The 25,279-nt window shown below is 59.2% G+C and carries 22 protein-coding genes; all 22 read right to left on the bottom strand.

Features of this window, described 5'->3' with window-relative positions:
* Nucleotides 1–3 precede the first annotated feature (3 nt).
* The 22 genes from ispD to tsf all read right to left on the bottom strand — a co-directional run bounded on the left by ispD (nt 4) and on the right by tsf (nt 25,249).
* A complete protein-coding gene (ispD, locus tag JFU58_RS16075; RefSeq protein ID WP_177069710.1) occupies nt 4–714 on the bottom strand; it encodes a 2-C-methyl-D-erythritol 4-phosphate cytidylyltransferase in 711 nt (236 codons plus the stop codon).
* Nucleotides 711–989, bottom strand: coding sequence for a cell division protein FtsB (ftsB, locus tag JFU58_RS16070; RefSeq protein WP_003219292.1), 279 nt, complete (start codon nt 987–989; stop codon nt 711–713). The genes ispD and ftsB overlap by 4 nt, the downstream gene beginning before the upstream one ends.
* 171 nt (nt 990–1,160) lie before the next feature.
* Nucleotides 1,161–2,450, bottom strand: a complete 1,290-nt coding sequence (gene eno, locus JFU58_RS16065; RefSeq protein WP_003219294.1) for a phosphopyruvate hydratase — start codon at nt 2,448–2,450, stop codon at nt 1,161–1,163.
* Between the two features lie 157 nt (nt 2,451–2,607).
* Entirely contained in the window at nt 2,608–3,453 is an 846-nt protein-coding gene (gene kdsA, locus JFU58_RS16060; protein WP_003219295.1) for a 3-deoxy-8-phosphooctulonate synthase, read from the bottom strand.
* Nucleotides 3,454–3,458: 5 nt separating this feature from the next.
* Nucleotides 3,459–5,090, bottom strand: a complete 1,632-nt coding sequence (locus tag JFU58_RS16055; protein ID WP_201141125.1) for a CTP synthase — start codon at nt 5,088–5,090, stop codon at nt 3,459–3,461.
* A 273-nt stretch (nt 5,091–5,363) separates the two neighbouring features.
* Nucleotides 5,364–6,683 carry a tRNA lysidine(34) synthetase TilS gene (tilS, locus tag JFU58_RS16050; RefSeq protein WP_201141123.1) on the bottom strand — a complete coding sequence of 440 codons (1,320 nt, stop codon included), beginning with the start codon at nt 6,681–6,683 and terminating at the stop codon, nt 5,364–5,366.
* A gap of 173 nt (nt 6,684–6,856) precedes the next feature.
* Nucleotides 6,857–7,804, bottom strand: coding sequence for an acetyl-CoA carboxylase carboxyltransferase subunit alpha (locus tag JFU58_RS16045; RefSeq protein ID WP_010176746.1), 948 nt, complete (start codon nt 7,802–7,804; stop codon nt 6,857–6,859).
* 139 nt (nt 7,805–7,943) lie between these two features.
* The gene (gene dnaE, locus JFU58_RS16040; RefSeq protein ID WP_201141121.1) at nt 7,944–11,465 is read right to left on the bottom strand and encodes a DNA polymerase III subunit alpha; all 3,522 of its coding nucleotides are present in this window, start codon (nt 11,463–11,465) and stop codon (nt 7,944–7,946) included.
* A gap of 76 nt (nt 11,466–11,541) precedes the next feature.
* Nucleotides 11,542–12,174 (bottom strand): ribonuclease HII, encoded by a 633-nt coding sequence (gene rnhB, locus JFU58_RS16035; protein WP_088423009.1) that lies wholly within the window; start codon nt 12,172–12,174, stop codon nt 11,542–11,544.
* The gene (gene lpxB, locus JFU58_RS16030) at nt 12,171–13,310 is read right to left on the bottom strand and encodes a lipid-A-disaccharide synthase (protein WP_177026222.1); all 1,140 of its coding nucleotides are present in this window, start codon (nt 13,308–13,310) and stop codon (nt 12,171–12,173) included. The genes rnhB and lpxB overlap by 4 nt, the downstream gene beginning before the upstream one ends.
* Before the next feature lie 2 nt (nt 13,311–13,312).
* Nucleotides 13,313–14,089 carry an acyl-ACP--UDP-N-acetylglucosamine O-acyltransferase gene (lpxA, locus tag JFU58_RS16025; RefSeq protein ID WP_063032900.1) on the bottom strand — a complete coding sequence of 259 codons (777 nt, stop codon included), beginning with the start codon at nt 14,087–14,089 and terminating at the stop codon, nt 13,313–13,315.
* The gene (gene fabZ / locus JFU58_RS16020) at nt 14,086–14,526 is read right to left on the bottom strand and encodes a 3-hydroxyacyl-ACP dehydratase FabZ (RefSeq protein WP_003219309.1); all 441 of its coding nucleotides are present in this window, start codon (nt 14,524–14,526) and stop codon (nt 14,086–14,088) included. The genes lpxA and fabZ overlap by 4 nt, the downstream gene beginning before the upstream one ends.
* Nucleotides 14,527–14,635: 109 nt before the next feature.
* Nucleotides 14,636–15,691: a UDP-3-O-(3-hydroxymyristoyl)glucosamine N-acyltransferase gene (gene lpxD, locus JFU58_RS16015; protein WP_063032902.1), complete on the bottom strand. Its 1,056-nt coding sequence runs from the start codon at nt 15,689–15,691 to the stop codon at nt 14,636–14,638.
* Between the two features lie 3 nt (nt 15,692–15,694).
* A complete protein-coding gene (locus tag JFU58_RS16010) occupies nt 15,695–16,198 on the bottom strand; it encodes an OmpH family outer membrane protein (protein ID WP_003219314.1) in 504 nt (167 codons plus the stop codon).
* A gap of 45 nt (nt 16,199–16,243) precedes the next feature.
* Nucleotides 16,244–18,631, bottom strand: coding sequence for an outer membrane protein assembly factor BamA (bamA, locus tag JFU58_RS16005; protein WP_063032904.1), 2,388 nt, complete (start codon nt 18,629–18,631; stop codon nt 16,244–16,246).
* A 74-nt stretch (nt 18,632–18,705) separates the two neighbouring features.
* The gene (gene rseP / locus JFU58_RS16000) at nt 18,706–20,058 is read right to left on the bottom strand and encodes a sigma E protease regulator RseP (protein ID WP_063032906.1); all 1,353 of its coding nucleotides are present in this window, start codon (nt 20,056–20,058) and stop codon (nt 18,706–18,708) included.
* 53 nt (nt 20,059–20,111) lie between these two features.
* Entirely contained in the window at nt 20,112–21,302 is a 1,191-nt protein-coding gene (ispC, locus tag JFU58_RS15995) for a 1-deoxy-D-xylulose-5-phosphate reductoisomerase (RefSeq protein WP_017479412.1), read from the bottom strand.
* Nucleotides 21,299–22,105: a phosphatidate cytidylyltransferase gene (locus JFU58_RS15990; protein ID WP_063032908.1), complete on the bottom strand. Its 807-nt coding sequence runs from the start codon at nt 22,103–22,105 to the stop codon at nt 21,299–21,301. Before JFU58_RS15990 ends, ispC begins: the two co-directional genes overlap by 4 nt.
* Nucleotides 22,105–22,860, bottom strand: coding sequence for a polyprenyl diphosphate synthase (uppS, locus tag JFU58_RS15985; protein WP_003219323.1), 756 nt, complete (start codon nt 22,858–22,860; stop codon nt 22,105–22,107). Before uppS ends, JFU58_RS15990 begins: the two co-directional genes overlap by 1 nt.
* A gap of 17 nt (nt 22,861–22,877) precedes the next feature.
* Nucleotides 22,878–23,435 (bottom strand): ribosome recycling factor, encoded by a 558-nt coding sequence (gene frr, locus JFU58_RS15980; protein WP_003219325.1) that lies wholly within the window; start codon nt 23,433–23,435, stop codon nt 22,878–22,880.
* On the bottom strand, nt 23,432–24,175 hold the full coding sequence (pyrH, locus tag JFU58_RS15975; protein ID WP_003219327.1) for a UMP kinase: 744 nt from the start codon (nt 24,173–24,175) through the stop codon (nt 23,432–23,434). The genes frr and pyrH overlap by 4 nt, the downstream gene beginning before the upstream one ends.
* A 210-nt stretch (nt 24,176–24,385) precedes the next feature.
* A complete protein-coding gene (gene tsf, locus JFU58_RS15970; RefSeq protein ID WP_008432237.1) occupies nt 24,386–25,249 on the bottom strand; it encodes a translation elongation factor Ts in 864 nt (287 codons plus the stop codon).
* Between the last annotated feature and the right edge of the window lie 30 nt (nt 25,250–25,279).

Below are 25,279 nucleotides of genomic sequence, written 5' to 3'. Positions count from 1 at the left end.
CCGTCAGGAAGACTGGAAAGTCCGACGCTGACGCAACCATTCAAGGTCTTCCGGGCGGGTGACCTTGAGGTTGTCGGACCGGCCTTCGATCAGGCGGGGGGCATGCCCGGCCCATTCCATGGCCGAGGCTTCGTCGGTGATGACCACGTCCGAGACCAGGCTGTCGGCCAAGGCCCGGTGCAGCGCGCCAAGGCGGAACATCTGCGGGGTGTAAGCCTGCCAGATCGGCGTGCGATCGACTGTTTCCAACACGCGCCCGTGCTTGTCGGCGCGCTTGAGGGTGTCCCGCGCCGGCACGGCCAGCAGCCCCCCCACGCTGTCGTCGGCCAGTTCGAAGAGCAACTTGTCCAGGTCATCGCGGCTGAGGTTCGGCCGGGCGGCGTCATGCACCAGCACCCAATCGTCATCGCTGGCGCCCTGGCTGTGCAGGTAAAGCAACGCATTGAGCACCGAGCCCGAGCGCTCTTCGCCGCCGTCCACCCGCGTAATGCGGGGATCGGTGGCGCAAGCCAGGTTCGGCCAATAAGGGTCGTCGACAGCAAGACTGACCACCAGCCCCTTGAGACCCGGATGATCGAGGAAACAGCCAAGGCTGTGTTCGAGAATAGTGCGCCCGCCCAGTTGCAAGTATTGCTTGGGACGGTCCGCGGCCATACGGGCACCCACGCCCGCGGCAGGAATCACGGCCCAGAAGGCCGGTGACGAAAGGCTCATTGGGCCAACTGGTAGAGGGTCTCGCCCTCCTTGACCATGCCCAACTCATGGCGAGCCCGTTCTTCAACGGTCTCCATGCCTTTTTTCAGTTCAAGCACTTCGGCATCGAGCACGCGATTGCGCTCCAGCAACACCTCGTTTTCGGCGTGCTGTGCGGCAATTTGCTGGGTCAGTTCGGTGACCTGCGCCAAGCTGCCATTCCCCACCCATAGGCGGTACTGCAGGCCAGCCAGCAGCAAGAGCAAGACGAGGAACAACCAATTGGGACTGCGCATCGAATATCGGGTATCCAGTGAAAAAAGACAGCCATGCAAAACTTTTGAAGCAACTGATAGCACGAAGCCTGGAATAACCAGGCTTGTGCTTGATAGCCAAGAGATTAGCGCCGAAATTCACGCTGTCGTGATTTTTCCGACGTAATTCGCTGACCTTTTACCATTTAACAATCAGCCGCGAAACTCGCTGCGACCGTTGTACTTGGCTTTACCGCCCAGTTGCTCTTCGATACGCAGCAATTGGTTGTACTTGGAAACGCGGTCGGAACGGCACAGGGAACCAGTCTTGATCTGCCCAGCCGAAGTACCCACGGCCAGGTCGGCAATGGTCGAATCTTCGGTTTCGCCGGAGCGGTGGGAGATCACGGCGGTGTAGCCCGCAGCCTTGGCCATCTGGATGGCTTCCAGGGTTTCGGTCAGGGTGCCGATCTGGTTGAACTTGATCAGGATCGAGTTGGCGATCTTCTTGTCGATGCCTTCTTTCAGGATCTTGGTGTTGGTCACGAACAGGTCGTCGCCAACCAGTTGGATCTTCTCGCCGATCTTGTCGGTCAGCACTTTCCAGCCAGCCCAGTCGGACTCGTCCAGGCCGTCTTCGATCGAGATGATCGGGTAGCGCTCGGTCAGGCCCTTGAGGTAATCAGCAAAACCTTCCGAGGTGAATACGTGGCCTTCACCGGACAGGTTGTACTTGCCGTCTTCGTAGAATTCGCTGGCCGCGCAGTCCAGGGCCAGGGTCACGTCAGTGCCCAGCTTGTAGCCAGCGTTGGCCACAGCTTCGGAGATCACTTTCAGTGCATCTTCGTTGGACGCCAGGTTCGGTGCGAAGCCGCCTTCGTCACCCACGGCAGTGCTCAGGCCACGGGCCTTCAATACAGCCTTGAGGTGGTGGAAAATCTCGGTGCCCATGCGCAGGCCTTCGGAGAAGGTCTTGGCGCCAACCGGCTGCACCATGAACTCCTGGATGTCGACGTTGTTATCCGCGTGCTCGCCACCGTTGATGATGTTCATCATCGGAACCGGCATCGAGTAAACACCCGGGGTACCGTTCAGGTTGGCAATGTGGGCGTACAGCGGCAAGTCCTGGTCCTGCGCAGCAGCCTTGGCGGCAGCCAGGGACACGGCGAGGATGGCGTTAGCGCCGAGGCTGCCTTTGTTTTCGGTACCGTCGAGCTTGATCATCGCGTGATCGAGGGCTTTCTGGTCCAACGGATCCTTGCCCAGCAGCAGGTCGCGGATCGGGCCATTGATGTTGGCGACTGCCTTGAGTACGCCCTTGCCCAGGTAACGGCTCTTGTCGCCATCACGCAGTTCCAGTGCTTCGCGGGAACCTGTGGAAGCACCGGACGGCGCGCAGGCGCTGCCGATGATGCCGTTATCGAGAAGCACGTCGGCTTCGACGGTAGGGTTGCCACGGGAGTCGAGAACTTCACGACCTTTGATGTCGACGATTTTTGCCATTGTTGTAAACACTCCAAAGTTGACGAAAACGACGCAGCTGAAGGAAATCTTTTGACCGACCGCAAGGGTGGAACAACGGGGCAGGCTTGCAGGCGACAAGGCTCAGGCCCGGGGGCCTGAGCGTTTAGCGTGGGATACTTTACCGGAGAAATGGCAGTTACGCGGTCTCTACCGTCGGAAAACTCTTGACCAGGTCGTCCAACTGCTTCAACTGGGCCAGGAATGGCTCCAGCTTGTCCAGGCGCAGGGCGCATGGGCCGTCGCACTTGGCGTTGTCCGGGTCCGGGTGGGCTTCCAGGAACAAACCTGCCAGGGACTGGCTGATACCGGCCTTGGCCAGGTCCAGTACCTGGGCACGGCGCCCGCCAGCGGAATCGGCACGACCACCGGGCATTTGCAGCGCGTGGGTCACGTCGAAGAACACCGGGTATTCGAACTGTTTCATGATGCCGAAACCGAGCATGTCCACCACGAGGTTGTTGTAGCCGAAGCTCGAACCACGCTCGCAGAGGATCAACTGGTCGTTACCCGCTTCCACGCACTTGTTCAGGATGTGTTTCATTTCCTGGGGCGCGAGGAACTGGGCTTTCTTGATATTGATCACAGCGCCGGTCTTGGCCATCGCGACCACGAGGTCGGTCTGGCGCGACAGGAAGGCCGGCAACTGGATGATGTCGCACACCTCGGCGACCACGGCAGCCTGCTCAGGCTCGTGGACGTCGGTGATGATCGGCACGCCGAAGGCTTGCTTGATGTCCTGGAAGATCCGCATGCCTTCTTCAAGGCCCGGGCCGCGGTAGGAGGTCACGGACGAACGGTTGGCCTTGTCGAAGCTGGCCTTGAACACGTAAGGGATACCGAGTTTCTCGGTCACCTTCACGTACTCTTCACAGACCTGCATCGCCATGTCGCGGCTTTCCAGCACGTTCATGCCGCCGAACAGCACCATGGGCTTGTCGTTGGCAATCTCGATGTCGCCTACGCGAATGATCTTCTGGGCCATCAGGTTTACGCCTTCTTCTGATGTTGCGTCAGTGCTGCTTTAACGAAGCCGCTGAACAACGGGTGACCGTCGCGCGGGGTCGATGTGAACTCCGGGTGGAACTGGCAAGCCACGAACCATGGATGATCCGGTGCTTCAACCACTTCAACCAGTGCGCCATCACCGGAACGACCGGAGATTTTCAGGCCGGCTTCCATGATTTTCGGCAGCAGGTTGTTGTTCACTTCGTAGCGGTGACGGTGACGCTCGACGATCACGTCCTTACCGTAGCAATCGTGAACCAGCGAACCCGGCTCCAGCAGGCAATCCTGCGCGCCAAGGCGCATGGTGCCGCCCAGGTCGGAAGCTTCGGTACGGGTTTCGACAGCGCCGGTGGAATCTTCCCACTCGGTGATCAGGCCCACGACCGGGTGGCCGCTGGTGCGATCGAACTCGGTGGAGTTGGCGTCTTTCCAGCCCATGACGTTACGGGCGAACTCGATGACCGCCACTTGCATGCCCAGGCAGATACCCAGGTACGGCACCTTGTTCTCACGAGCGTACTGGACGGCAGTGATCTTGCCTTCCACGCCACGCAGACCGAAGCCGCCCGGAACCAGGATGGCGTCAACGCCTTCCAGCAACGCAGTACCTTGGTTCTCGATGTCTTCGGAGTCGATGTAGCGCAGGTTGACCTTGGTACGGTTGCTGATGCCCGCGTGGCTCATCGCTTCGATCAGCGACTTGTAGGCGTCCAGCAGTTCCATGTACTTGCCGACCATGGCGATGGTGACTTCATGCTCTGGGTTGAGCTTGGCGTCGACCACGGCTTCCCACTCGGACAGATCGGCGCCGCCACATTGCAGGCCGAAACGCTCGACGACAAAATCATCCAGGCCCTGGGAATGCAGGATGCCCGGGATCTTGTAGATGGTGTCGGCGTCTTCCAGGGCGATCACCGCACGTTCTTCAACGTTGGTGAACTGGGCGATCTTGCGACGGGACGCGATGTCGATCGCGTGGTCGGAGCGGCACACCAGCACGTCCGGCTGTAGGCCGATGGAACGCAGTTCCTTGACCGAGTGCTGGGTAGGCTTGGTTTTGGTTTCGCCGGCGGTGGCGATGTACGGCACCAGTGTCAGGTGCATCAGCATCGCGCGCTTGGCGCCGACTTCGAAACGCAACTGGCGGATGGCTTCGAGGAACGGTTGGGACTCGATGTCACCTACGGTGCCACCGATCTCGACCATCGCCACGTCGGCATCGCCTGCACCCTTGATGATGCGGCGCTTAATTTCGTCGGTGATGTGCGGGATCACCTGGATGGTTGCACCCAGGTAGTCACCACGGCGCTCCTTGCGCAGCACGTGCTCGTAGACACGGCCGGTGGTGAAGTTGTTGTTCTGGGTCATGGTCGTGCGGATGAACCGCTCGTAGTGGCCCAGGTCCAGGTCGGTCTCGGCGCCGTCGTGAGTGACGAACACTTCACCGTGCTGGAACGGGCTCATGGTGCCCGGGTCAACGTTGATGTACGGGTCCAGCTTGAGCATGGTGACCTTAAGTCCCCGCGCCTCCAGGATGGCCGCCAATGAAGCGGAGGCAATGCCTTTCCCCAATGAAGAAACAACACCGCCCGTGACGAATATGTAGCGCGTCATGAAAAACCCTAGAAGTCTGCGTTAAAGCGGTCCGAGCCGCCGGGGAAAGCGAAGGAAGGCCGAAGCCCCCGATCACCTGCATTAATCACAGTGCACCTTTCAAAAAAACCGCCGCGTTGTGACAGACCAGCAATGAAACACCGGTACGTTGATCGCTACACATTTTTTGGAATCGCCCAGCAAAGACTGCTTGGTAATCGGCAACTGCTGCGATTCAGGCGAATCCACAGAAGTTGTATCAAGAAGGGAGCGTAGTCTACCGGAAAGGCTCTATCAGCTCAAACCTTGATCGCAGGTTGGTGGCATCCAATGTAATTGCCAGTCGGTACCGCCACTTGCCGCAAGCCCCGGCAGGTTGGCCACAGCCAGCAATTGTTGGCCCTGATACAGCAGCGGCAATCTGCCACGGATGAAGCCTGGGACGGTACTTTCGTTAAGCAACCGCTTCAGGTCACGCCGGCCCCGGCCTGGCAATTCCATGATTTCGCCGCCTTGACGATAACGGACGCTCAAGGGACCTTCGGGTGCGCTGCCGCTGAAGTGAAGTTGGCCGTTACCGGGTAACTGTAGTGGGTTTTGCGGCTGTGACCAGCTCACCGATGCGTCGGAAAAATCCGACCAACTGGCGGGTAACCACCAGATACGCCCACCGCAACGGTGCAATTGACCGTCGGCCAGACGCCACAGCGGCTGTGCGTCTTCCTTGGCGTCGCGCAGGGTCGCCCAGCCGGCCCAGTGCTCGCTGTCGGGCAAGCGTGTCAGCGGTGTCAGCCAGTGCATGAGTGCGTTGCGCTGGCGGGCCTCGGAGAGCGCGGCAAGTGGTTCAAGGGTCAGCGAGGGCAATACAAGCCAGAGAAACGCCGGGGGCTGGCTGGCGGTCAGCAGGTCCATTTGTGCCAGTTCGTCGAGCAAGCCCTGGGCTTCGCTCAAATGTTCGGCGCTGCGGGCCATGGTGCTGACGGCTTGGGGCCAACGTTCGATCAGGCGCGGGAAAACATGGTGGCGCAGGTAATTGCGGGAGAAACGCGGATCGGCGTTGGACGGGTCTTCGATCCAGGTCAATTGATGCTCGCGGGCGTAGGCTTCCAGATCGGCGCGGGATACATCCAGCAAGGGCCGCACCAGGTAGCCACCCGCCAATGGACGCTGCACAGGCATCGCCGCCAGCCCACGCACGCCGCCCCCACGCAACAAGCGAAACAGCAAGGTTTCGGCTTGGTCTTCGCGGTGCTGGCCCGTGATTAGCAACTCCCCTGCCCCGATGACCTCGGCAAACGCCTGATACCGCGCGTCACGGGCCGCGCGCTCCAGGCTCGCGCCAGGTTGCACCTGCACGCGGATCACTTGCAGGGGAACGCCCAGGGCGTCGCACACAGCCCGGCAATGCGCCGGCCACGCGTCAGCCGCAGCTTGCAGCCCATGATGGACATGGATAGCACTGAGTGGCGGGAATGTGTCGGTTTTGGCCAGAGTGGCCAGAAGGTGCAGCAGGACGGTGGAGTCGAGGCCGCCGGAGAAGGCGATATACCAGGCCGGAGCGCTGCGCCAGGGGGCGAGGATTTGCAGAAGTTTGGCGGTCAAGGTGGGCTTCATAGCAAAGTACGCCATCAATCCGGATGCGATAACCCAGCATACACAAAGCAAATGTGGGAGCCGGGCTTGCCCGCGATGCAGCCAACTCGGTTTATCTAGCGCACCGAGTTGATGCTATCGCAGGCAAGCCAGCTCCCACACAAGCCCGCTCCCGCATTTGGTAACGCGTCGGCTTAGAGACCGTAGCTCATCAGTCGCTCGTAACGACGGGCCAGCAGCGCCTCGTTGTCGAACTTCTTGAGCATCGCCAGTTGCGAGCTGAGTTCAGCACGAATGGTCGCGGCAGCGGCAGCCGGGTCACGGTGGGCGCCGCCCAATGGCTCGGCGATCACTTTGTCCACGATACCCAGGCCTTTCAGGCGATCTGCGGTGATGCCCATGGCTTCAGCGGCATCCGGCGCTTTCTCGGCGGTTTTCCACAGGATCGAGGCGCAACCTTCCGGCGAGATCACCGCGTAGGTCGAATATTGCAGCATGTTCAGTTGGTCGCAGACGCCAATGGCCAGCGCACCGCCGGAACCGCCTTCGCCGATCACGGTAGCGATGATCGGAGTCTTCAGGCGAGCCATCACCCGCAGGTTCCAGGCAATCGCTTCGCTTTGGTTGCGCTCTTCAGCGTCGATACCCGGGTAGGCGCCCGGGGTGTCGATGAAGGTCAGGATCGGCATCTTGAAGCGCTCGGCCATTTCCATCAGGCGGCAAGCCTTGCGGTAGCCTTCGGGACGCGGCATGCCGAAGTTGCGACGGACTTTCTCACGCACTTCACGGCCTTTCTGGTGACCGATCACCATCACTGGCTGGTCGTCCAGGCGAGCGATACCGCCCACAATGGCGGCGTCGTCGGAGAAGTGACGGTCGCCGTGCAGTTCATCGAACTCGGTGAAGATGTGCTCGATGTAGTCCAGGGTGTACGGACGGCGCGGGTGGCGGGCCAGACGCGCGATCTGCCAGCTGGTCAGCTTGCCGAAGATGTCTTCGGTAAGCGTGCTGCTCTTGTCTTGCAGGCGAGCGATTTCATCGCCGATATTCAGCGAATTGTCATTGCCGACCAGGCGCAGCTCTTCGATCTTGGCTTGCAGGTCAGCGATCGGCTGTTCGAAATCAAGAAAATTCGGGTTCATAAGCGTCCGTCTTGGGTCGACGGCCAAGGGGTGCCTGGCCAGCCGGTTGTCTATTCGCGCCCTACCTTAAGGGAGAGGCGCGGTTAGGTCGAGATTAAATGTTCGGTCGAGATCAGGCGTTCTTTGTACGGCCTGACCGTCAACGGTATTGGAGGAAGACGTTGTCACGCCCGAACTGGTCACGCAATGCTTGAATCAAGCCATCAGCGGGATCAATTCGCCACGTCTCACCAAACTGCAACATCGCCTTGGCATCGTCGCGGGTGTACTCCATGGTCACCGGGCAGGCGCCACGGTGGCGTTTAAGCAAGTCACCCAACCAGCGTAGCTGATCGCCTTTGAGCGCATCGGTCTTGACCTTCAAGCGCAGGCTTTCGGCGAGGTTGGTGCGAGCATCTTCCATGCTCATCACGCGCTTGATCCGCAGGCGCAGGCCGCCGGAGAAGTCGTCGTTGCTGACCTCCCCTTCCACCACCACCATCGCGTCGGTCTGCAACAGCGACTGGGCGGAGTGGAATGCATCGGCAAACAGCGACGCTTCGATGCGGCCCGAGCGGTCGTCGAGGGTAATGAAACCCATCTTGTCGCCCTTTTTATTCTTCATCACCCGCAGCGCGATGATCATGCCCGCGACGGTCTGGGTGTCCCGCGCCGGCTTCAGGTCGATGATGCGCTGGCGGGCGAAACGCCGGATTTCACCTTCGTACTCGTCAATCGGGTGACCAGTGAGGTACAGGCCCAGGGTGTCCTTCTCTCCCTTGAGGCGCTCCTTGAGGGTCAGGTCCTTGGCCTTGCGATGGTTGGCGTAGACGTCGGCGTCTTCTTCGACGAACAGCCCGCCAAACAGGTCGGCGTGGCCGCTGTCGTGGGTGCGCGCGGTCTGTTCGGCGGCCTTGATCGCTTCTTCCATGGCGGTCAGCAATACCGCGCGATTGCGGTCGATGTTGGCCTGGTAAGCCTTCGGCTCATCATGGAAGTACGGACCCAGACGATCCAGGGCACCGCTTCGGATCAAGCCATCCAGGGTACGTTTGTTGATGCGCTTGAGGTCGACCCGGGCGCAGAAGTCGAACAGGTCCTTGAACGGCCCGTCCTGGCGCGCTTCGGTAATCGCCTCCACCGGGCCTTCGCCCACGCCCTTGATCGCGCCGAGACCATAAATGATGCGGCCTTCGTCGTTGACCGTGAACTTGAACTCGGAGGTGTTCACGTCCGGCGCGTCGAGGCGCAGCTTCATGGTCCGCACTTCTTCGATCAAGGTCACGACCTTGTCGGTGTTGTGCATATCCGCAGACAGTACCGCGGCCATGAACGGCGCCGGGTAGTGAGCCTTCAGCCAGGCCGTCTGGTACGACACCAGGCCGTAGGCGGCGGAGTGGGATTTGTTGAAGCCGTAACCGGCGAATTTCTCTACCAGGTCGAAGATGTTACCGGCCAGGTCGGCGTCGATGTTGTTGGTGGCGCAGCCCTCAATGAAGCCACCGCGCTGCTTGGCCATCTCCTCGGGCTTTTTCTTACCCATGGCTCGACGCAGCATATCCGCGCCGCCGAGGGTATAGCCGGCCATGACCTGAGCAATCTGCATCACCTGTTCTTGATACAGGATGATGCCGTAGGTCGGTGCCAGTACTGGCTTGAGGCCTTCGTACTGGTAGTCGGAGTGCGGGTAAGCCAGCTCGGCACGTCCGTGCTTACGGTTGATGAAGTCATCCACCATGCCTGATTGCAGCGGGCCCGGACGGAACAGGGCCACCAGTGCGATCAAGTCTTCCAGGCAGTCGGGCTTGAGCTTTTTGATCAGCTCTTTCATGCCGCGGGATTCAAGCTGGAACACGGCCGTGGTTTCAGCCTTTTGCAGCAGGCTGTAAGTCGGTTTGTCGTCCAGCGGGATAAACGCGATATCCAGCGGTGGCTCGTTGACCTTGGCGCGGTCCCGATTGATGGTCTTCAGCGCCCAGTCGATGATCGTCAGGGTCCGCAGGCCGAGGAAGTCGAACTTCACCAGGCCGGCCGCCTCCACGTCATCCTTGTCGAACTGGGTTACCAGGCCGTCGCCTTCTTCGTCGCAATAGATCGGCGAAAAGTCAGTCAGCTTGGTAGGCGCGATAACCACACCACCGGCGTGTTTACCGACGTTACGCACCACGCCTTCGAGCTTGCGCGCCATGTCCCAGATTTCGGCCGCTTCTTCATCGACCTTGATGAAGTCCCGCAGGATTTCTTCCTGCTCGTAGGCTTTTTCCAGGGTCATGCCGACTTCGAATGGAATCATCTTCGACAGTCGGTCAGCCAGGCCGTAGGACTTGCCCTGCACCCGGGCCACGTCGCGGATTACCGCTTTAGCCGCCATGGAACCGAAGGTGATGATCTGGCTTACGGCGTTGCGGCCGTATTTCTCGGCCACGTATTCAATAACCCGGTCGCGACCATCCATGCAGAAGTCGACGTCGAAGTCGGGCATCGATACCCGTTCCGGGTTAAGGAAACGTTCGAACAGCAGGTCATATTCCAGCGGATCGAGGTCAGTGATCTTCTGCACATAGGCCACCAGCGACCCGGCACCCGATCCACGGCCTGGGCCCACTGGCACGCCGTTGCTTTTGGCCCACTGGATAAAGTCCATTACGATCAGGAAGTAACCGGGGAACCCCATCTGGATAATGATATCCAGCTCGAAATTCAGCCGGTCGACGTAGACCTGGCGCTTGGCGTCGTAATCTTCAGTGGTGTCCTTGGGCAGCAGGACGCTCAGGCGTTCCTCCAGGCCGTCGAAGGACACCTTGCGGAAATACTCGTCGATGGTCATGCCATCGGGGATCGGGAAGTTGGGCAGGAAGTGCTTGCCCAGCTTCACTTCAATATTGCAGCGCTTGGCAATTTCGACGGAGTTTTCCAGGGCCTCGGGCAGGTCACTGAACAGCTCGGCCATTTCATCGGCGCTTTTGAGGTACTGCTCTTCGCTGTAGTTTTTCGAGCGGCGCGGATCGTCCAGCGCCCGGCCTTCGCCAATGCATACGCGGGTTTCGTGGGCCTCGAAGTCTTCCTTCTTGATAAAGCGCACATCGTTGGTCGCCACCAGCGGCGCACCAAGCTTTTCAGCCAAGGCCACGGCGGCGTGCAACTGTTCTTCATCGTTGGGGCGGTTGGTGCGCTGGATTTCCAGGTAGAAACGGTTGGGGAACACCTCCATCCACTCACGGGCGAGTACTTCTGCCTCGTGGGGATTGCCGCCCAACAGCGCGATGCCGATCTCACCCTCTTTGGCCGCCGAGAGCATGATCAGCCCTTCGCTGGCCTCGGCCACCCATTCCCGCTCGATGATGATCGAGCCGTTGCGCTGGCCATCGATGAAGCCACGGGAAATCAGTTCGGTGAGGTTGCGATAACCCACGCCGTTCATCGCCAACAGGCTGATGCGGCTCAATGGGTTATCCGGGTCTTTGTTCGACAGCCACAGGTCGGCGCCGCAGATCGGCTTGATGCCGGCGCCCATGGCGGCCTTGTAGAACTTGACCAGGGAGCACATGTTGTTCTGGTCAGTCACCGCCACGGCAGGCATGTTCATGCCCACCAGGGTTTTGACCAGGGGTTTGATCCGTACCAGGCCGTCGACCAGGGAGTATTCAGTGTGCAGGCGCAGGTGAACGAATGAAGCCGGCATAGTGATCCTGTCTAAAAACGTGGAGACAACAAGGCCCGGATTGTACCGGGCCTTGAGCAAAACATCAGCCTCGCGACTAAACCTCGCTGAGACTCTCCCGCGCTTCGTAAGCCTGGCGAACCGGGGCGAACGAGCGGCGGTGGATCGGGGTCGGGCCCAGCCGCGCCAAAGCTTCCAGATGAACGGGCGTTGGATAACCTTTGTGCCCGCCGATGCCGTAGCCCGGGTAGATCAATTCAAAAGCTGCCATTTCGCGATCTCGGCTGACCTTGGCCAGGATTGATGCAGCGGCAATCGCTGGCACCTTGCTGTCGCCCTTGACCACCGCTTCTGCGGGCATCGTCAGCTTCGGGCAGCGGTTGCCGTCAATCATCGCCATTTTGGGCGTGATGTGCAGGCCTTCAATGGCGCGCTGCATGGCCAGCATGGTGGCGTGCAGGATGTTCAGTTCGTCGATTTCTTCGACCTCGGCCCGGGCGATGTGCCAGCTGAGGGCTTTCTCACAGATCTCGTCGTAGAGCTTTTCACGACGGGCTTCGGTGAGTTTCTTCGAATCGTTCAGGCCGAGGATCGGGCGGTTCGGGTCGAGAATCACTGCGGCGGTGACGACTGCGCCGCACAGCGGGCCGCGACCGACTTCGTCAACACCGGCAACCAGATCAAGGGCATCGGCGACCAGGCTGAAATCCAGGCCCATTTGCGTCTTCATAGGGTTTCCTGTTTATGGCCGATCAAGGTCAGCACAGCGTCCGCCGCCTGGTTCGATGCGTCACGGCGCAAGGTGCGGTGGATTTCGTCGAAACCACGGGTTTGTTCTTCGCCGCCGTCGATCAGCGGGAGCATGGTTTGCGCCAACGCCTCAGGCGTCGCTTCGTCCTGCAACAACTCGGGCACCAACAGACGCTGGGCCAGCAAATTGGGCAGGGAGATGTAGGGGCTTTTGACCATACGCTTGAGAATCCAGTAGGTCAGCGGCGCCAGGCGATAGGCCACGACCATCGGCCGTTTGTAGAGCAAGGCTTCCAGGGTCGCAGTGCCGGACGCGATCAGCACCGCATCGCACGCCGCCAGGGCCAGGTGCGAGCCGCCGTCGAGCAGGGTCAACGGCAAGTTGCGACCTACCAGCAGCTCTTCAATTTGCGCGCGACGCTGAGGGCTGGCGCACGGCAATACGAAGCGCACGCCCGGCTTCAGCGCTTGCAGACGTTCGGCAGCATCAAAAAACAGCGCGCCGAGACGACCGACTTCGCCACCACGGCTACCCGGCATCAAGGCGACCAACGGCCCGTCAGGCAAGCTCAGTTCGGCACGCGCCGCAGCACGATCCGCCTGGAGCGGGATGGTATCGGCCAGGGTGTGGCCAACAAACCGCACCGGCACGCCCTTCTCTTCGTAGAACCGGGCCTCGAACGGCAGCAGGGTCAGCATCAGGTCGCAGCCTTCGCGAATCTTCAGCACGCGCTTTTGCCGCCACGCCCACACGGACGGGCTGACGTAATGCACGGTCTTGATCCCGGCCTGACGCAACTTGAGTTCGATATTGAGGGTGAAGTCCGGAGCGTCGATTCCGATAAAGACGTCGGGCTTTTCTTCGATCAGGGTCTGGATCAGCTTTTTGCGGCGAGCCAGCAGCTCACGCAACCGGCCCAGCACTTCCACCAGCCCCATGACCGACAAGCGCTCCATGGGAAAGTAGGACGTGAGGCCTTCAGCCTGCATCAGCGGACCGCCGACACCGATGAATTCAACCGCCGGATGCTGGAGCTTGAGAGCCCGCATCAGGCCTGCACCGAGAATATCGCCGGAAGCTTCTCCGGCCACCAACGCTATACGCAGCTTGGCCATGATCAGCGGGTGATGCCGCGAGTCGACGACTGGATCGAGTCACGGAATATCGCGACTTCCGGAAACAATGTTGCGGGTTCCGTCAGTTCGATCAACGCCTGATCGACCGTCAACCCCTGGCGGTAAACCACCTTGTAGGCGCGGCGCAGGGCGTGAATGGCGTCTTCGCTGAAGCCCCGACGGCGCATGCCTTCGAAGTTCATGCTGCGGGCTTCGGCCGGGTTGCCGAATACCGTGACGAATGCCGGAACATCCTTGCCAATGGCGGTGCCCATGCCGGAAAAGCTGTGGGCGCCGATATGGCAGTACTGATGCACCAGGGTGAAGCCGGACAGGATCGCCCAATCATCAACATGCACGTGGCCAGCCAACGCGGTGTTGTTGACCAGGATGCAGTGGTTGCCGATGACGCTGTCATGGCCGATGTGCGCGTAGGCCATCACCAGGTTGTGATCACCCAGGGTGGTCTCGGCGCGGTCCTGAACGGTACCGCGGTGAATGGTCACGCCTTCACGGATGATATTGTGATCACCGATTACCAGACGCGTTTCTTCACCCTTGTACTTCATGTCCGGGGTGTCTTCGCCTATCGATGAGAACTGATAGATGCGGTTGTGTTTGCCAATGCGCGTCGGGCCTTTGAGGATCACATGCGGCCCGATGACTGTTCCCTCGCCGATTTCCACACCTGCGCCGACGATCGACCAAGGGCCGACCTCAACGTCGGCGGCCAGTACGGCCGTCGGATCGATGATTGCGCGAGGGTCAATCAAACTCATAGTTTGCGTTCCGCACAGATGATTTCAGCCGAGCACACCGGCTTGCCGTCGACCGAAGCCTGGCATTCAAACTTCCAGATCTGGCGCTTGCAGCTGATGAACTTGGCTTCCAGGATCAACTGGTCACCCGGGGTAACCGGGTTGCGGAAGCGCAGTTTGTCGGAGCCCACGAAATAGTAGAGCGTGCCATCGGCAGGCTTCAGGTCGAGCATTTTGAAACCAAGGATACCGGCAGCCTGGGCCATCGCTTCGATGATCAATACGCCTGGCATGATGGGATGCGCAGGGAAGTGACCGTTGAAGAACGGTTCGTTGATGCTGACATTCTTGTAGGCACGAATGCGCTTTTCCTCAACATTGAGGTCCGTCACACGGTCCACCAGCAGGAACGGGTAACGGTGAGGCAGGTATTCGCGAATCTCGTTGATGTCCATCATTTCGGGGGAAGCCTGTAATAAAGATTGGGAGCGTGCGGACTAAGGCACGCCCCTCTAGCAAATCAAGGAGGCAGTCTAGCGGCTGTGCACACTTGATATGGAAATGGTATCAGCCATCTGATGAAGCATTACCGCCAGGGGTCACGTCCCCAACACGCTTTTCCAGATGTTTCAGGCGTCGAGCGATATCGTCGAGTTGCCTCAGACGCGCCGCGCTCTTGCGCCATTCGGCCGCAGGCTGCATGGCCGTACCGGATGAATAGGACCCAGGTTCGGTAATCGAATGGGTCACCATGGTCATGCCGGTGATGAATACGTTGTCGCACACTTCGATATGGCCCACCAGGCCAACACCGCCGGCGAGCATGCAATGCTTGCCGATCTTGGTGCTGCCGGAGATCCCCACGCAGGCGGCCATGGCGGTGTGATCGCCAATCTGCACGTTGTGGGCGATCTGAATCTGGTTATCCAGTTTCACGCCGTTACCAATGACGGTATCGGCCAATGCCCCGCGGTCAACAGCGGTGTTGACGCCAATTTCAACGTCATCGCCGATCAACACACCGCCCACTTGGGCAATCTTGTGCCAGACACCCTTCGAGTTAGCGAAGCCGAACCCCTCGCCGCCGATCACGGCACCTGACTGAATCACCACACGCTCACCAATACGCACGTCGTGGTACAGGGTCACACGCGGGGCCAGCCAGCCACCGGCACCAATCTCGCTGCGGGCGCCGATAAAGCACTGAGCACCCACCGTTACGCCCGGTCCGATACGGGCGCCGCTTTCGATCACCACAAAAGCACCGATGCTCGCGGCAGGGTCAACCTGCGCGTCATCCGCGATCACCGCCGAAGGATGGATACCGGCGGCTGCCTTGGGTTTTGGATCGAACAGGTGCGATGCCCGGGCATACGCCAGGTACGGGTCGGCAACAACCAGCGCATCCCCGGCAAACCCTTCGGCATCAGCAGCCTTCAGCAACACGGCCGCGGCGCGGCTGTCGCCCAGGTATTTACGGTATTGAGGATTTGCCAGGAAGCTCAACTGAGCTGGGCCAGCCTCCTGCAAGGTGGCTAGCCCAGTGATTTCCTTCTCCGGAGAGCCACTCAAGGTGGCACCCAGGAACTCGGCCAATTGGCCGAGCTTGATAGTCGCAGTCATGGCTTACTTCAGCTGATTCATGCGCTCGATCACCTGACGGGTGATGTCGTACTGAGGTTTAACGTCGATGACTGCACCGCGTTCGAATACCAGGTCAAAGGCACCTTTCTTGATGACTTCTTCCACAGCGCTGTCGAGTTTCGGCTTGAGCTGCTTGAGCATTTCGCGGTCAGCAACAGCCTTGGCTTCGTTCAGTTCCTTGGACTGGAACTGGTAGTCACGGGCCTTTTGCTTGAATTCAAGCTCCAGACGCTCGCGCTCGCCTTGCTGCATCTTGTCGCCACCGGCTACCAGACGATCCTGGATGCCCTTGGCGCTGCTTTCCAGCGTCTTCAGCTTGGTCAGCTGAGGACCGAATTTCTTCTCGGCATCTACGGCATATTTCTTGGCCGCATCGGATTCCAGCAGGGCCATCTGATAGTTCAGAACGGCAATTTTCATTTCGGCAAAGGCCGGGGTCGCTACCAGGACAGTCGCCAGGAGAACCAATTGAGTCAACTTACGCACGATGCACTCCTACAGAATCCGTTGTCATTATCTTGGGTCAGACGCTTAGAACGTCTGGCCGAGGGAGAATTGGAAAATCTGGGTTTCAGCGTTATCCGGTTTCTTGACCGGCATGGCCAGAGCAAAGCTCAACGGGCCAAGAGCAGTAACCCAAGTCACACCGACACCGACAGAGCTTGCCAGGTTGCTGAAGCTCACATCGTTACACTGGGTGTTGGACTTCGAGCCATTCGGGTTGGTGACCTGTTCGCACTTGGAGTCGAACACGTTACCCACATCCCAGAAGACCGAAGTACGCAGGGAACGTTGATCTTTCACGAATGGCAGCGGGAACAGGATTTCCGCACCACCCTGGATCAATACGTTACCACCGAATGGCAGCGGGTCGTTGTCCGAGTCAGCCACTGTACCTTGGTTACCCGTTACACCCACACCACGGCTCGGTGTACCACGAGGCCCCAGGGTGCTGTCCTTGAAGCCACGTACCGAGTTGAAACCACCCGCATAGTAGTTCTCATAGAACGGCAAGCCGCTGGTCGAACCGTAACCGTCGCCATAACCCAGTTCGGTGTGCAGGCGCATGGTGTAGTTTTCGCTCAATGGCTGGAACAACTGGCCACGGTAATCAAGCTTGAAGAACGACAGGTCGCTGCCCGGCGTGGTTGCTTCCAGAGTCAAGCTCTGGGAATGGCCACGGGTTGCCAACACACCTTTGTTCAGAGTCGATTCCGACCAGCCGGCCGAAGCCTTGAAGTTCAGGAACTGGTCGCCTTCTTTACGCACGAAGTTGAAGATCTCATCCACGGTGTACACACCTGTCTTGATCTTGTCCTGTTGCGCGGTCAGGCCGAAGGTCAGACGCGAGGTCTCACTGATCGGGTAACCAATGTTGGCGCCAACACCCAGGCTGTCGATGGCATAGCTTGCAACGTCAACGTCGAGGTCTTTGTAGTCGGTTGTGCGGTAGAAGGCGTTGTAGCCCAGGCTCACACCGTCAGCTGTCCAGTAGGGGTCGACATAACCGAAGTTATAGCGGCTCTGGTATTCGCTTCGGGTCAGGCCGATGGAAACCTTGTTACCGGTACCGAGGAAGTTGTTCTGGGTGATCGAACCACCGAGGATCAGACCGGCACTCTGGGCGAAACCGACGCTGGCGGTAATCGAACCGGAGGCTTGCTCTTCTACGGCGTAGTTCACGTCAACCTGGTCATCCACGCCCGGTACAGCCGGGGTTTCAACGTTGACTTCCTTAAAGAAGCCCAGGCGCTCAAGGCGAACCTTGGACTGGTCGATCAGGTAAGTCGATGCCCAGCCACCTTCCATCTGACGCATTTCGCGACGCAGGACTTCGTCAGCAGACTTGGTGTTGCCACGGAAGTTGATGCGGTTCACGTAGGCACGCTTGCCCGGGTCTACGACGAAGGTGATGTCTACGGTATGGTCTTCGTCGTGCGGGGTCGGTACGCCGTTGACGTTGGCGAAGGTATAGCCTTCGTTACCCAGGCGACGGGTGATCAGTTCGGACGTGGTGGTCATCAGCTTGCGCGAGAACACCTGGTCTTTCTGCACCAGCAACAGCGACTTGACCTGATCTTCAGGCACTTTCAAGTCACCGCTGAGCTTGACGTCACGAACCTTGTACTTCTCACCTTCGTTGACGTTGACAGTGATATAGACGTGCTTCTTGTCCGGGGTGATGGACACCTGGGTCGAAGCGATATCCATGTTGATATAGCCACGGTCCAGGTAGTAGGAACGCAGGCGCTCCAGGTCACCGGACAGTTTTTCGCGGGCGTACTTGTCATCGTTCTTGAAGAACGAGAGCCAGTTGGTGGTCTTGAGCTCGAACAGGTCGATCAGGTCGTCATCGGAGAACTTGGTGTTACCCACCACGTTGATGTGCTGGATCGCCGCCACGGTGCCTTCGTTGATGTTGACCTTCAGGCCGACGCGGTTACGCGGCTGCGGCACCACTTCGGTCTCGACGGTTGCCGAGTAACGGCCCTGGGCAACGTACTGGCGTTGCAGCTCGTTACGCACGCCTTCGAGGGTGGCACGCTGGAAGATCTCGCCTTCGGCAAGGCCCGATTGCTTGAGGCCTTTCATCAAGTCTTCAGTGGAGATCGCCTTGTTGCCTTCGATCTCGATACTGGCGACAGAAGGCCGCTCGACGACGGTGATGACGAGGACGTTACCTTCGCGACCCAGTTGGATATCTTGAAAGAACCCGGTTTTGAACAGCGCACGAGTGGATTCCACCAGGCGACGGTCATCAGCCTGTTCCCCGACGTTCAACGGCAAGGCACCAAAGACGCTACCCGCGGAAACCCGCTGGAGGCCGTTGACGCGAATATCGGAGATGGTGAAGGACTCGGCGTGAACTTCGGCGATCATCAATACGGTGAGAACCGCAGTTAGCAGCAGACGTTTCATGAAGTCCTTTCTTATTCCAACTGGCAATAAACAAACTGCCGCAAAATGCGGCAGATTCGCAATTCAGCGAAGCGTTACAGTCGTCCCAGATCGTTGACCAGAGCTAACAACATCACCCCGACCACCAAACTGATACCGATCTGTATCCCCCAACCCTGCACCCGATCCGACAAGGGGCGACCACGCGCCCACTCGACCAGATAAAACAACAGATGCCCCCCATCCAATACTGGAATGGGCAACAAATTCAGAACCCCAAGGCTAATACTCAGATAAGCCAGGAAATTCAGGAAATCTACAACGCCCGACTGGGCAGAAGCGCCCGCCACTTTAGCAATGGTTATCGGTCCACTCAAGTTTTTTACCGAGAGCTCGCCGAACAACATTTTCTTGAGGGAATCGAGGGTCAGCACACTCATGGTCCAGGTGCGTCTCGCACCCTCGCCAATTGCCGCCAACGGCCCGAAACTGACCTCTCGCACCATCGAAGGTGGCCACTCGACACCTTTCACACCGGCACCCAGGTAACCCCCGGCTGCCTTGGCCTCCCCGCGAACCGCCAGGGTCACAGGGACGTCGATTTGAGCACCATCGCGCTCAACTTTCAGCACAATTTTGGTATCTGGACGCACACGTACCAGGTCGACCACCTGCTGCCAGTCATTCAGTGCCTGGCCATCGAGGGCCAACAGGCGATCGCCGGTTTTCAGACCTGCGGCCTGGGCCGGCCCTTTCGGATCCAGCTCTGCCAGCACCGGCGGCAAGGCCGGACGCCACGGACGGATGCCCAGGGACTTGATCGGATCAGGCTCATCGGAGCCCTTCAGCCAGTGGTCCAGGGCCAGCTCGCGCGGGGTTTCGGCGGTGGAGTCCTGATCGCGCACCACCAGCTTCACGATGCCGCTTTCACCCAAGCGACGCACCAACTGCAGATTGACCGCCCCCCAACCGGTGGTTGGCTCGCCATCAACTGAAACAATTTCCTGCCCGGCGATCAGGCCCGCCTTGGCCGCCATGCTGTCCGCCTCGACCGCACCAATAACCGGACGCACTTGCTGGCTCCCCAGCATGGCCAGGACCCAGAAAAACACCATCGCCAACAGGAAGTTGGCGATAGGGCCTGCCGCAACGATGGCAATGCGCTGACGAACGGTCTTGCGATTAAAGGATTGGTCCAACTGATCAGCCGGCACTTCACCTTCGCGCTCATCGAGCATTTTGACGTAGCCGCCCAACGGGATGGCCGCAATCACAAACTCGGTGCCACGACGGTCGTGCCAGCGCAGCAACGGCATGCCGAAGCCTACGGAGAAGCGCAGCACCTTGACGCCGCAACGACGCGCGACCCAGAAATGGCCGAACTCGTGGAAGGTGACCAGCACACCCAGAGCAACCAGGGTGCCGACAATCATGTAGAGCGCACTCATCTAATTTCTCCGCCTTTCAATCCAGTGCCTGAAGGCTCAAACACGCCTAAAGACTAACGCGCATTGCGGTTCAACCACTGCTCAGCCAAGGCCCGGGCCTTTGCATCCGCTTCGAACACCGCACCCAGATCATTCACGGCGACGACGGGCTCAAGGTTTAAAACGTCCTCGATCATACTCGCGATCTGCGGAAAGCGGATGCGCCGGTCCAGAAACGCCGCCACAGCCACTTCATTGGCCGCATTCAGCATCGCCGGGGCGCTGTTACCTGCCTCGGCAGCTTGCCGCGCAAGACGCAGGCAAGGGAAGCGTTGCTCGTCGGGCGCTTCGAAGTCCAGACGGGCGATGGCAAACAGATCCAACGGCGCAACACCCGAATCAATCCGCTCCGGCCACGCCAGGGCATTGGCGATCGGCGTGCGCATGTCCGGATTGCCCAACTGGGCCAATACCGAGCCATCCACGTAATCCACCAGGGAATGAATCACACTTTGCGGATGGATCACCACCTCGACCTGATCCGGCCGGGCATCGAACAGCCAGCAGGCCTCGATCAGCTCCAGGCCCTTGTTCATCATGCTCGCCGAGTCCACCGAGATCTTGCGCCCCATGGACCAGTTCGGATGAGCGCATGCCTGGTCGGGAGAAACATGCTCCAGATCGGCCAACGGTGTCTGCCGGAAAGGACCGCCAGAAGCTGTCAGCAGAATCCGGCGTACACCGACCTGGCTCAGCCCACGGGCAAAATCACCGGGCATGCATTGGAAAATCGCGTTGTGTTCGCTGTCCAGCGGCAGCAGCACGGCGCCGCTCTTGCGCACCGCCTGCATAAAGAGCGCACCGGACATCACCAGCGCTTCTTTATTGGCCAGCAGAATCTTCTTGCCTGCATCAACGGCGGCCAGGGTCGGACGCAACCCGGCAGCGCCGACAATCGCCGCGACGACGGTGTCGACATCAGGGTCAGCCGAAACCTGGCACAACCCCTCCTCCCCCACCAACACCTGAGTCGCCAGGCCCGCAGCGCGCAGATCATCCTGCAAACCACGTGCAACTGCCGCTTCGGGCACCACTGCGTATTGCGGTGCGTGCCGTATACACAGTGCCAGCAGTTCGCTCAGGCGACTGAAGCCGGTCAATGCGAATACTTGATAACGCTCGGGATGACGGGCAATCACATCCAGGGTGCTTAGCCCCACCGAGCCGGTGGCGCCCAGCACGGTCACCTGTTGCAGGCGGCTCACGAGGCAGCCATCCACAGCAGTACGGCAAAGATCGGGATCGCGGCGGTCAGGCTGTCGATACGGTCCAGAACACCACCGTGACCCGGCAGCAGGTTACTGCTGTCCTTGATCCCGGCCTGGCGCTTGAACATGCTTTCAGTCAGATCACCGACCACCGAGATGAACACGACCACGGCCGCACCCACCAGGGACAGGAGCATTTCCTTGACGGTCCAGCCACGCACCACACCGACCACCAGGGTAATCACCAGGGTCAGCGCCAGGCCGCCATACACGCCCTCCCAGCTTTTACCCGGGCTGACAGCCGGCGCCAGCTTGCGCTTGCCGAAGGCACGACCAGAGAAGTAGGCGCCGATATCAGCCCCCCACACCAATACCATCACCGCCATGATCAGCCAGTTACCCAACTGCATCTGCTTGATGTAGACCAGCCCCTGCCAGGCAGGCAGCAAAATCAAAAGACCGATCACCAGTTTGCAGGCGACACTGGACCAGTGGCCGCTGGTGCCCGGATACGTCAGCACCAGATAGGTCGCCAACGCCCACCACAACACCGCCGCACCCAGTACCCAGGGTGCCAAGTCCGGCAGGATGTACATCAGGAACATCAACACCACCACGACAGCGGCGTACACCACACGCGGCAACTGCGCGGCGAAACCAGCGAGGCGCGCCCATTCCCAGGCACCGAGTGCCACCACCAGGCCAATGAACAGTGCGAAGTTTGCACCTTCAAGCAGGAAAAACCCGCACAGGGCAATAGGCAGCAGGATCAGCGCCGTGATGATTCGTTGTTTAAGCATTAAACCCGGGCTCCAGCTTCGATCTGCTCGCTCGTTTTACCGAAGCGACGCTGACGGGAAGCGAAATCGGCCAGCGCATTGCGCATGGCATCGTGTTTGAAGTCCGGCCAGAACAGGTCGGAGAAGTACAGTTCGGTATAGGCCAACTGCCACAACAGGAAGTTGCTGATGCGATGGTCGCCCCCGGTACGAATACACAGGTCGGGTAATGGCAGGTCGCCGGTCACCAGACAGGTTTGTAACAGCTCGGGCGTGATGTCTTCCGGGCGCAGATGGCCGGCCTGCACTTCCCGCGCCAGGCGCTGCGCTGCCTGGGCAATATCCCACTGGCCGCCGTAGTTGGCTGCGATCTGCAGCACAAAACGGTTGCTGCCGGCAGTGATCGCCTCAGCTTCGCGCATGGCCGCTTGCAGCTCCGGATGGAACCGCGAACGGTCGCCGATGATGCGCAGGCTGATGTTGTTCTCGTTCAGGCGCTTGGCCTCACGACGCAATGCCTTGAAGAACAGGTCCATCAAGGCACTGACTTCCTCGGCCGGGCGCTGCCAGTTTTCACTGGAGAACGCGAACAGGGTCAACACCTCGACCTTGGCCTCGGCACACACCTCGATCACGGCACGCACAGCATCGACACCCGCTTTATGCCCGGCAACGCCTGGCATAAAGCGCTTCTTCGCCCAGCGATTATTCCCGTCCATGATGATCGCGACATGGCGCGGCACCACGGAGGGCACAGTCTGCTTGGTCTTTTCCATGAAGGCGTCCTGACCCCTTATACGGCCATCAGGTCCTTTTCTTTATCTTCCGTGGCCTTGGTGATCTGGGCCTCGGCATCTTTAGTCAGCTTATCGATATCGGCGACGGCACGACGCTCTTCGTCTTCGCTGATTTCCTTGTCCTTGACCAGCTTCTTCAGGTCACCCAAGGCATCACGACGAATGTTGCGCACGGCAACACGTGCGTCTTCCGCTGCACTGCGCGCCTGCTTGGTGAAGCCCTTGCGGGTTTCTTCGGTCAGGGCAGGCATGGAGATCAGCAGCAATTCGCCCAGGTTGGTCGGATTGAGGTTCAGGCCGGCGCTCTGGATAGCCTTGTCGACGGCGCCAAGCATGTTGCGCTCAAAGGCCACGACTTGCAGGGTGCGCGAATCTTTTACAGTGATGTTGGCCACTTGAGTGATGGAGGTATCAGCGCCGTAGTACGGCACCATCACGCTGCCCAGAATGCTTGGGTGGGCCTTGCCGGTACGAATCTGACCAAATGCATGGTTCAGAGACTCCAGGGATTTCTGCATGCGCTCTTGAGCGTCTTTCTTGATTTCGTTGATCATTGTTCGATTTCCTCGATCAGAGTCCCTTCCGCGCCGCCATGTACGATGTTCAGCAGGGCGCCGGGCTTGTTCATGTTAAATACGCGCAGCGGCATCTTGTGGTCGCGGCACAAGCAAATAGCCGTCAGGTCCATCACACCCAGCTTGCGATCCAGCACTTCATCATAAGTCAGATGATCGAACTTCTCGGCATGCGGGTCTTTGAATGGGTCTGCAGTGTAAACACCGTCAACCTTGGTGGCCTTGAGCACCACGTCCGCGTTGATCTCGATACCACGCAGGCAGGCTGCCGAATCGGTGGTAAAGAACGGGTTGCCGGTACCGGCAGCAAAAATCACTACTTCCTTGGCATCCAGGTGGCGCATGGCTTTGCGACGATCATAGTGATCCGTTACGCCAACCATGGAAATAGCCGACATCACGATAGCGGTGATATTGGCGCGCTCGAGGGCGTCACGCATCGCCAGGGCGTTCATCACAGTGGCCAGCATGCCCATGTGGTCGCCTGTCACCCGATCCATGCCGGCAGCGCTCAGCGCCGCACCGCGGAACAGGTTGCCGCCGCCGATCACCAGACCGACCTGAACACCGATACCGACCAACTGGCCGACTTCCAGCGCCATGCGATCGAGTACCTTGGGATCGATCCCAAACTCTTCCGAGCCCATCAGGGCCTCGCCGCTAAGCTTGAGTAGAATGCGTTTATAGCGAGCCTGATGACCACTGCCCTGCTGAGCCATTGCGAATCTCTCCTGCGGCGTATTTTTTGAAAATTCTTGGCAAGCCGTTTACGGCCTGCGTTCACTCTAGCTTGACGCTGTCACAGCGCCATCGGAACACGGCTTTGTAAGCCAGTTCCAAAGGGAAACCAATAAAATTGATCACCCCATTTGAAAAGAGGCTGCGCGCGTAAGCGGGCAGCCTCTTTTGGGCGACAGTTAAAAACCGTCTTACTTCTTGGTGGCAGCCAGCTGGGCAGCAACTTCTTCAGCGAAGTTGTCGACCGGCTTCTCGATGCCGTCGCCTACTTTGTAGTAGGTGAAGGAAACGATTTCAGCACCAGCTTTCTTGGCCAGTTCGCCAACCTTGATTTCAGGGTTCTTGACGAACGCCTGCTCAACCAGGGAAGCCTCAGCCAGGAACTTGCTGATACGGCCTTTAACCATGTTTTCAACGATGTTTTCAGGCTTGCCTTTGATTTTTTCTTCGTTCAGCTGCAGGAACACGGCTTTCTCGCGTTCGATGGCTTCAGCAGAAACTTCCGATGGCAGCAGGAATTCAGGGTTGCTGGCCGCTACGTGCATAGCGATGTCTTTGGCCAGTTCAACGTTGCCGCCTTTCAGGGCAACCACAACACCGATCTTGTTGCCGTGCAGGTAAGCACCCACAACATCACCTTCAACGCGGGTCAGACGACGAATGTTAACGTTCTCGCCTACTTTACCCACCAGAACCAGACGATCAGCTTCTTGAGCTTCGATCAGCGGAGCGGCGTCGGTCAGTTTGTCAGCGAACGCTTTTTCAACGCTGGCAGCGACAAAGTTTTTGAAGTCGTCTTGCAGGGCCAGGAAGTCGGTCTGCGAGTTAACTTCCAGGATAACGGCGGATTTGCCGTCTTCCTTGATTGCGATAGCGCCTTCAGCAGCGACGTTGCCTGCTTTCTTGGCAGCCTTGATGGCGCCCGAAGCACGCATGTCATCAATGGCTTTTTCGATGTCGCCGCCGGCCTTGGTCAAGGCCTTTTTGCAATCCATCATGCCTTCGCCGGTACGCTCACGCAGTTCTTTAACCAACGCTGCAGTAATCTCTGCCATTTTCAAAATCCTCTTGGATAGGTTTTCAAC

The organism is Pseudomonas sp. TH34 (assembly GCF_016650865.1).
GTDB lineage: Bacteria > Pseudomonadota > Gammaproteobacteria > Pseudomonadales > Pseudomonadaceae > Aquipseudomonas > Aquipseudomonas yamanorum.
The sequence above is the reverse complement of the archived record's forward strand: the minus strand, read 5'-3'. Positions and strand labels throughout refer to the sequence as shown.

Excerpts from the sequence above, each read along its gene's own strand:
- ispD (WP_177069710.1), bottom strand. The coding sequence starts at position 714 with ATGAGCCTTTCGTCACCGGCCTTCTGGGCCGTGATTCCTGCCGCGGGC.
- ftsB (WP_003219292.1), bottom strand. The coding sequence starts at position 989 with ATGCGCAGTCCCAATTGGTTGTTCCTCGTCTTGCTCTTGCTGCTGGCT.
- eno (WP_003219294.1), bottom strand. The coding sequence starts at position 2,450 with ATGGCAAAAATCGTCGACATCAAAGGTCGTGAAGTTCTCGACTCCCGT.
- kdsA (WP_003219295.1), bottom strand. The coding sequence starts at position 3,453 with ATGGCCCAGAAGATCATTCGCGTAGGCGACATCGAGATTGCCAACGAC.
- JFU58_RS16055 (WP_201141125.1), bottom strand. The coding sequence starts at position 5,090 with ATGACGCGCTACATATTCGTCACGGGCGGTGTTGTTTCTTCATTGGGG.
- tilS (WP_201141123.1), bottom strand. The coding sequence starts at position 6,683 with ATGAAGCCCACCTTGACCGCCAAACTTCTGCAAATCCTCGCCCCCTGG.
- JFU58_RS16045 (WP_010176746.1), bottom strand. The coding sequence starts at position 7,804 with ATGAACCCGAATTTTCTTGATTTCGAACAGCCGATCGCTGACCTGCAA.
- dnaE (WP_201141121.1), bottom strand. The coding sequence starts at position 11,465 with ATGCCGGCTTCATTCGTTCACCTGCGCCTGCACACTGAATACTCCCTG.
- rnhB (WP_088423009.1), bottom strand. The coding sequence starts at position 12,174 with ATGAAGACGCAAATGGGCCTGGATTTCAGCCTGGTCGCCGATGCCCTT.
- lpxB (WP_177026222.1), bottom strand. The coding sequence starts at position 13,310 with ATGGCCAAGCTGCGTATAGCGTTGGTGGCCGGAGAAGCTTCCGGCGAT.
- lpxA (WP_063032900.1), bottom strand. The coding sequence starts at position 14,089 with ATGAGTTTGATTGACCCTCGCGCAATCATCGATCCGACGGCCGTACTG.
- fabZ (WP_003219309.1), bottom strand. The coding sequence starts at position 14,526 with ATGATGGACATCAACGAGATTCGCGAATACCTGCCTCACCGTTACCCG.
- lpxD (WP_063032902.1), bottom strand. The coding sequence starts at position 15,691 with ATGACTGCGACTATCAAGCTCGGCCAATTGGCCGAGTTCCTGGGTGCC.
- bamA (WP_063032904.1), bottom strand. The coding sequence starts at position 18,631 with ATGAAACGTCTGCTGCTAACTGCGGTTCTCACCGTATTGATGATCGCC.
- rseP (WP_063032906.1), bottom strand. The coding sequence starts at position 20,058 with ATGAGTGCGCTCTACATGATTGTCGGCACCCTGGTTGCTCTGGGTGTG.
- JFU58_RS15990 (WP_063032908.1), bottom strand. The coding sequence starts at position 22,105 with ATGCTTAAACAACGAATCATCACGGCGCTGATCCTGCTGCCTATTGCC.
- uppS (WP_003219323.1), bottom strand. The coding sequence starts at position 22,860 with ATGGAAAAGACCAAGCAGACTGTGCCCTCCGTGGTGCCGCGCCATGTC.
- frr (WP_003219325.1), bottom strand. The coding sequence starts at position 23,435 with ATGATCAACGAAATCAAGAAAGACGCTCAAGAGCGCATGCAGAAATCC.
- pyrH (WP_003219327.1), bottom strand. The coding sequence starts at position 24,175 with ATGGCTCAGCAGGGCAGTGGTCATCAGGCTCGCTATAAACGCATTCTA.
- tsf (WP_008432237.1), bottom strand. The coding sequence starts at position 25,249 with ATGGCAGAGATTACTGCAGCGTTGGTTAAAGAACTGCGTGAGCGTACC.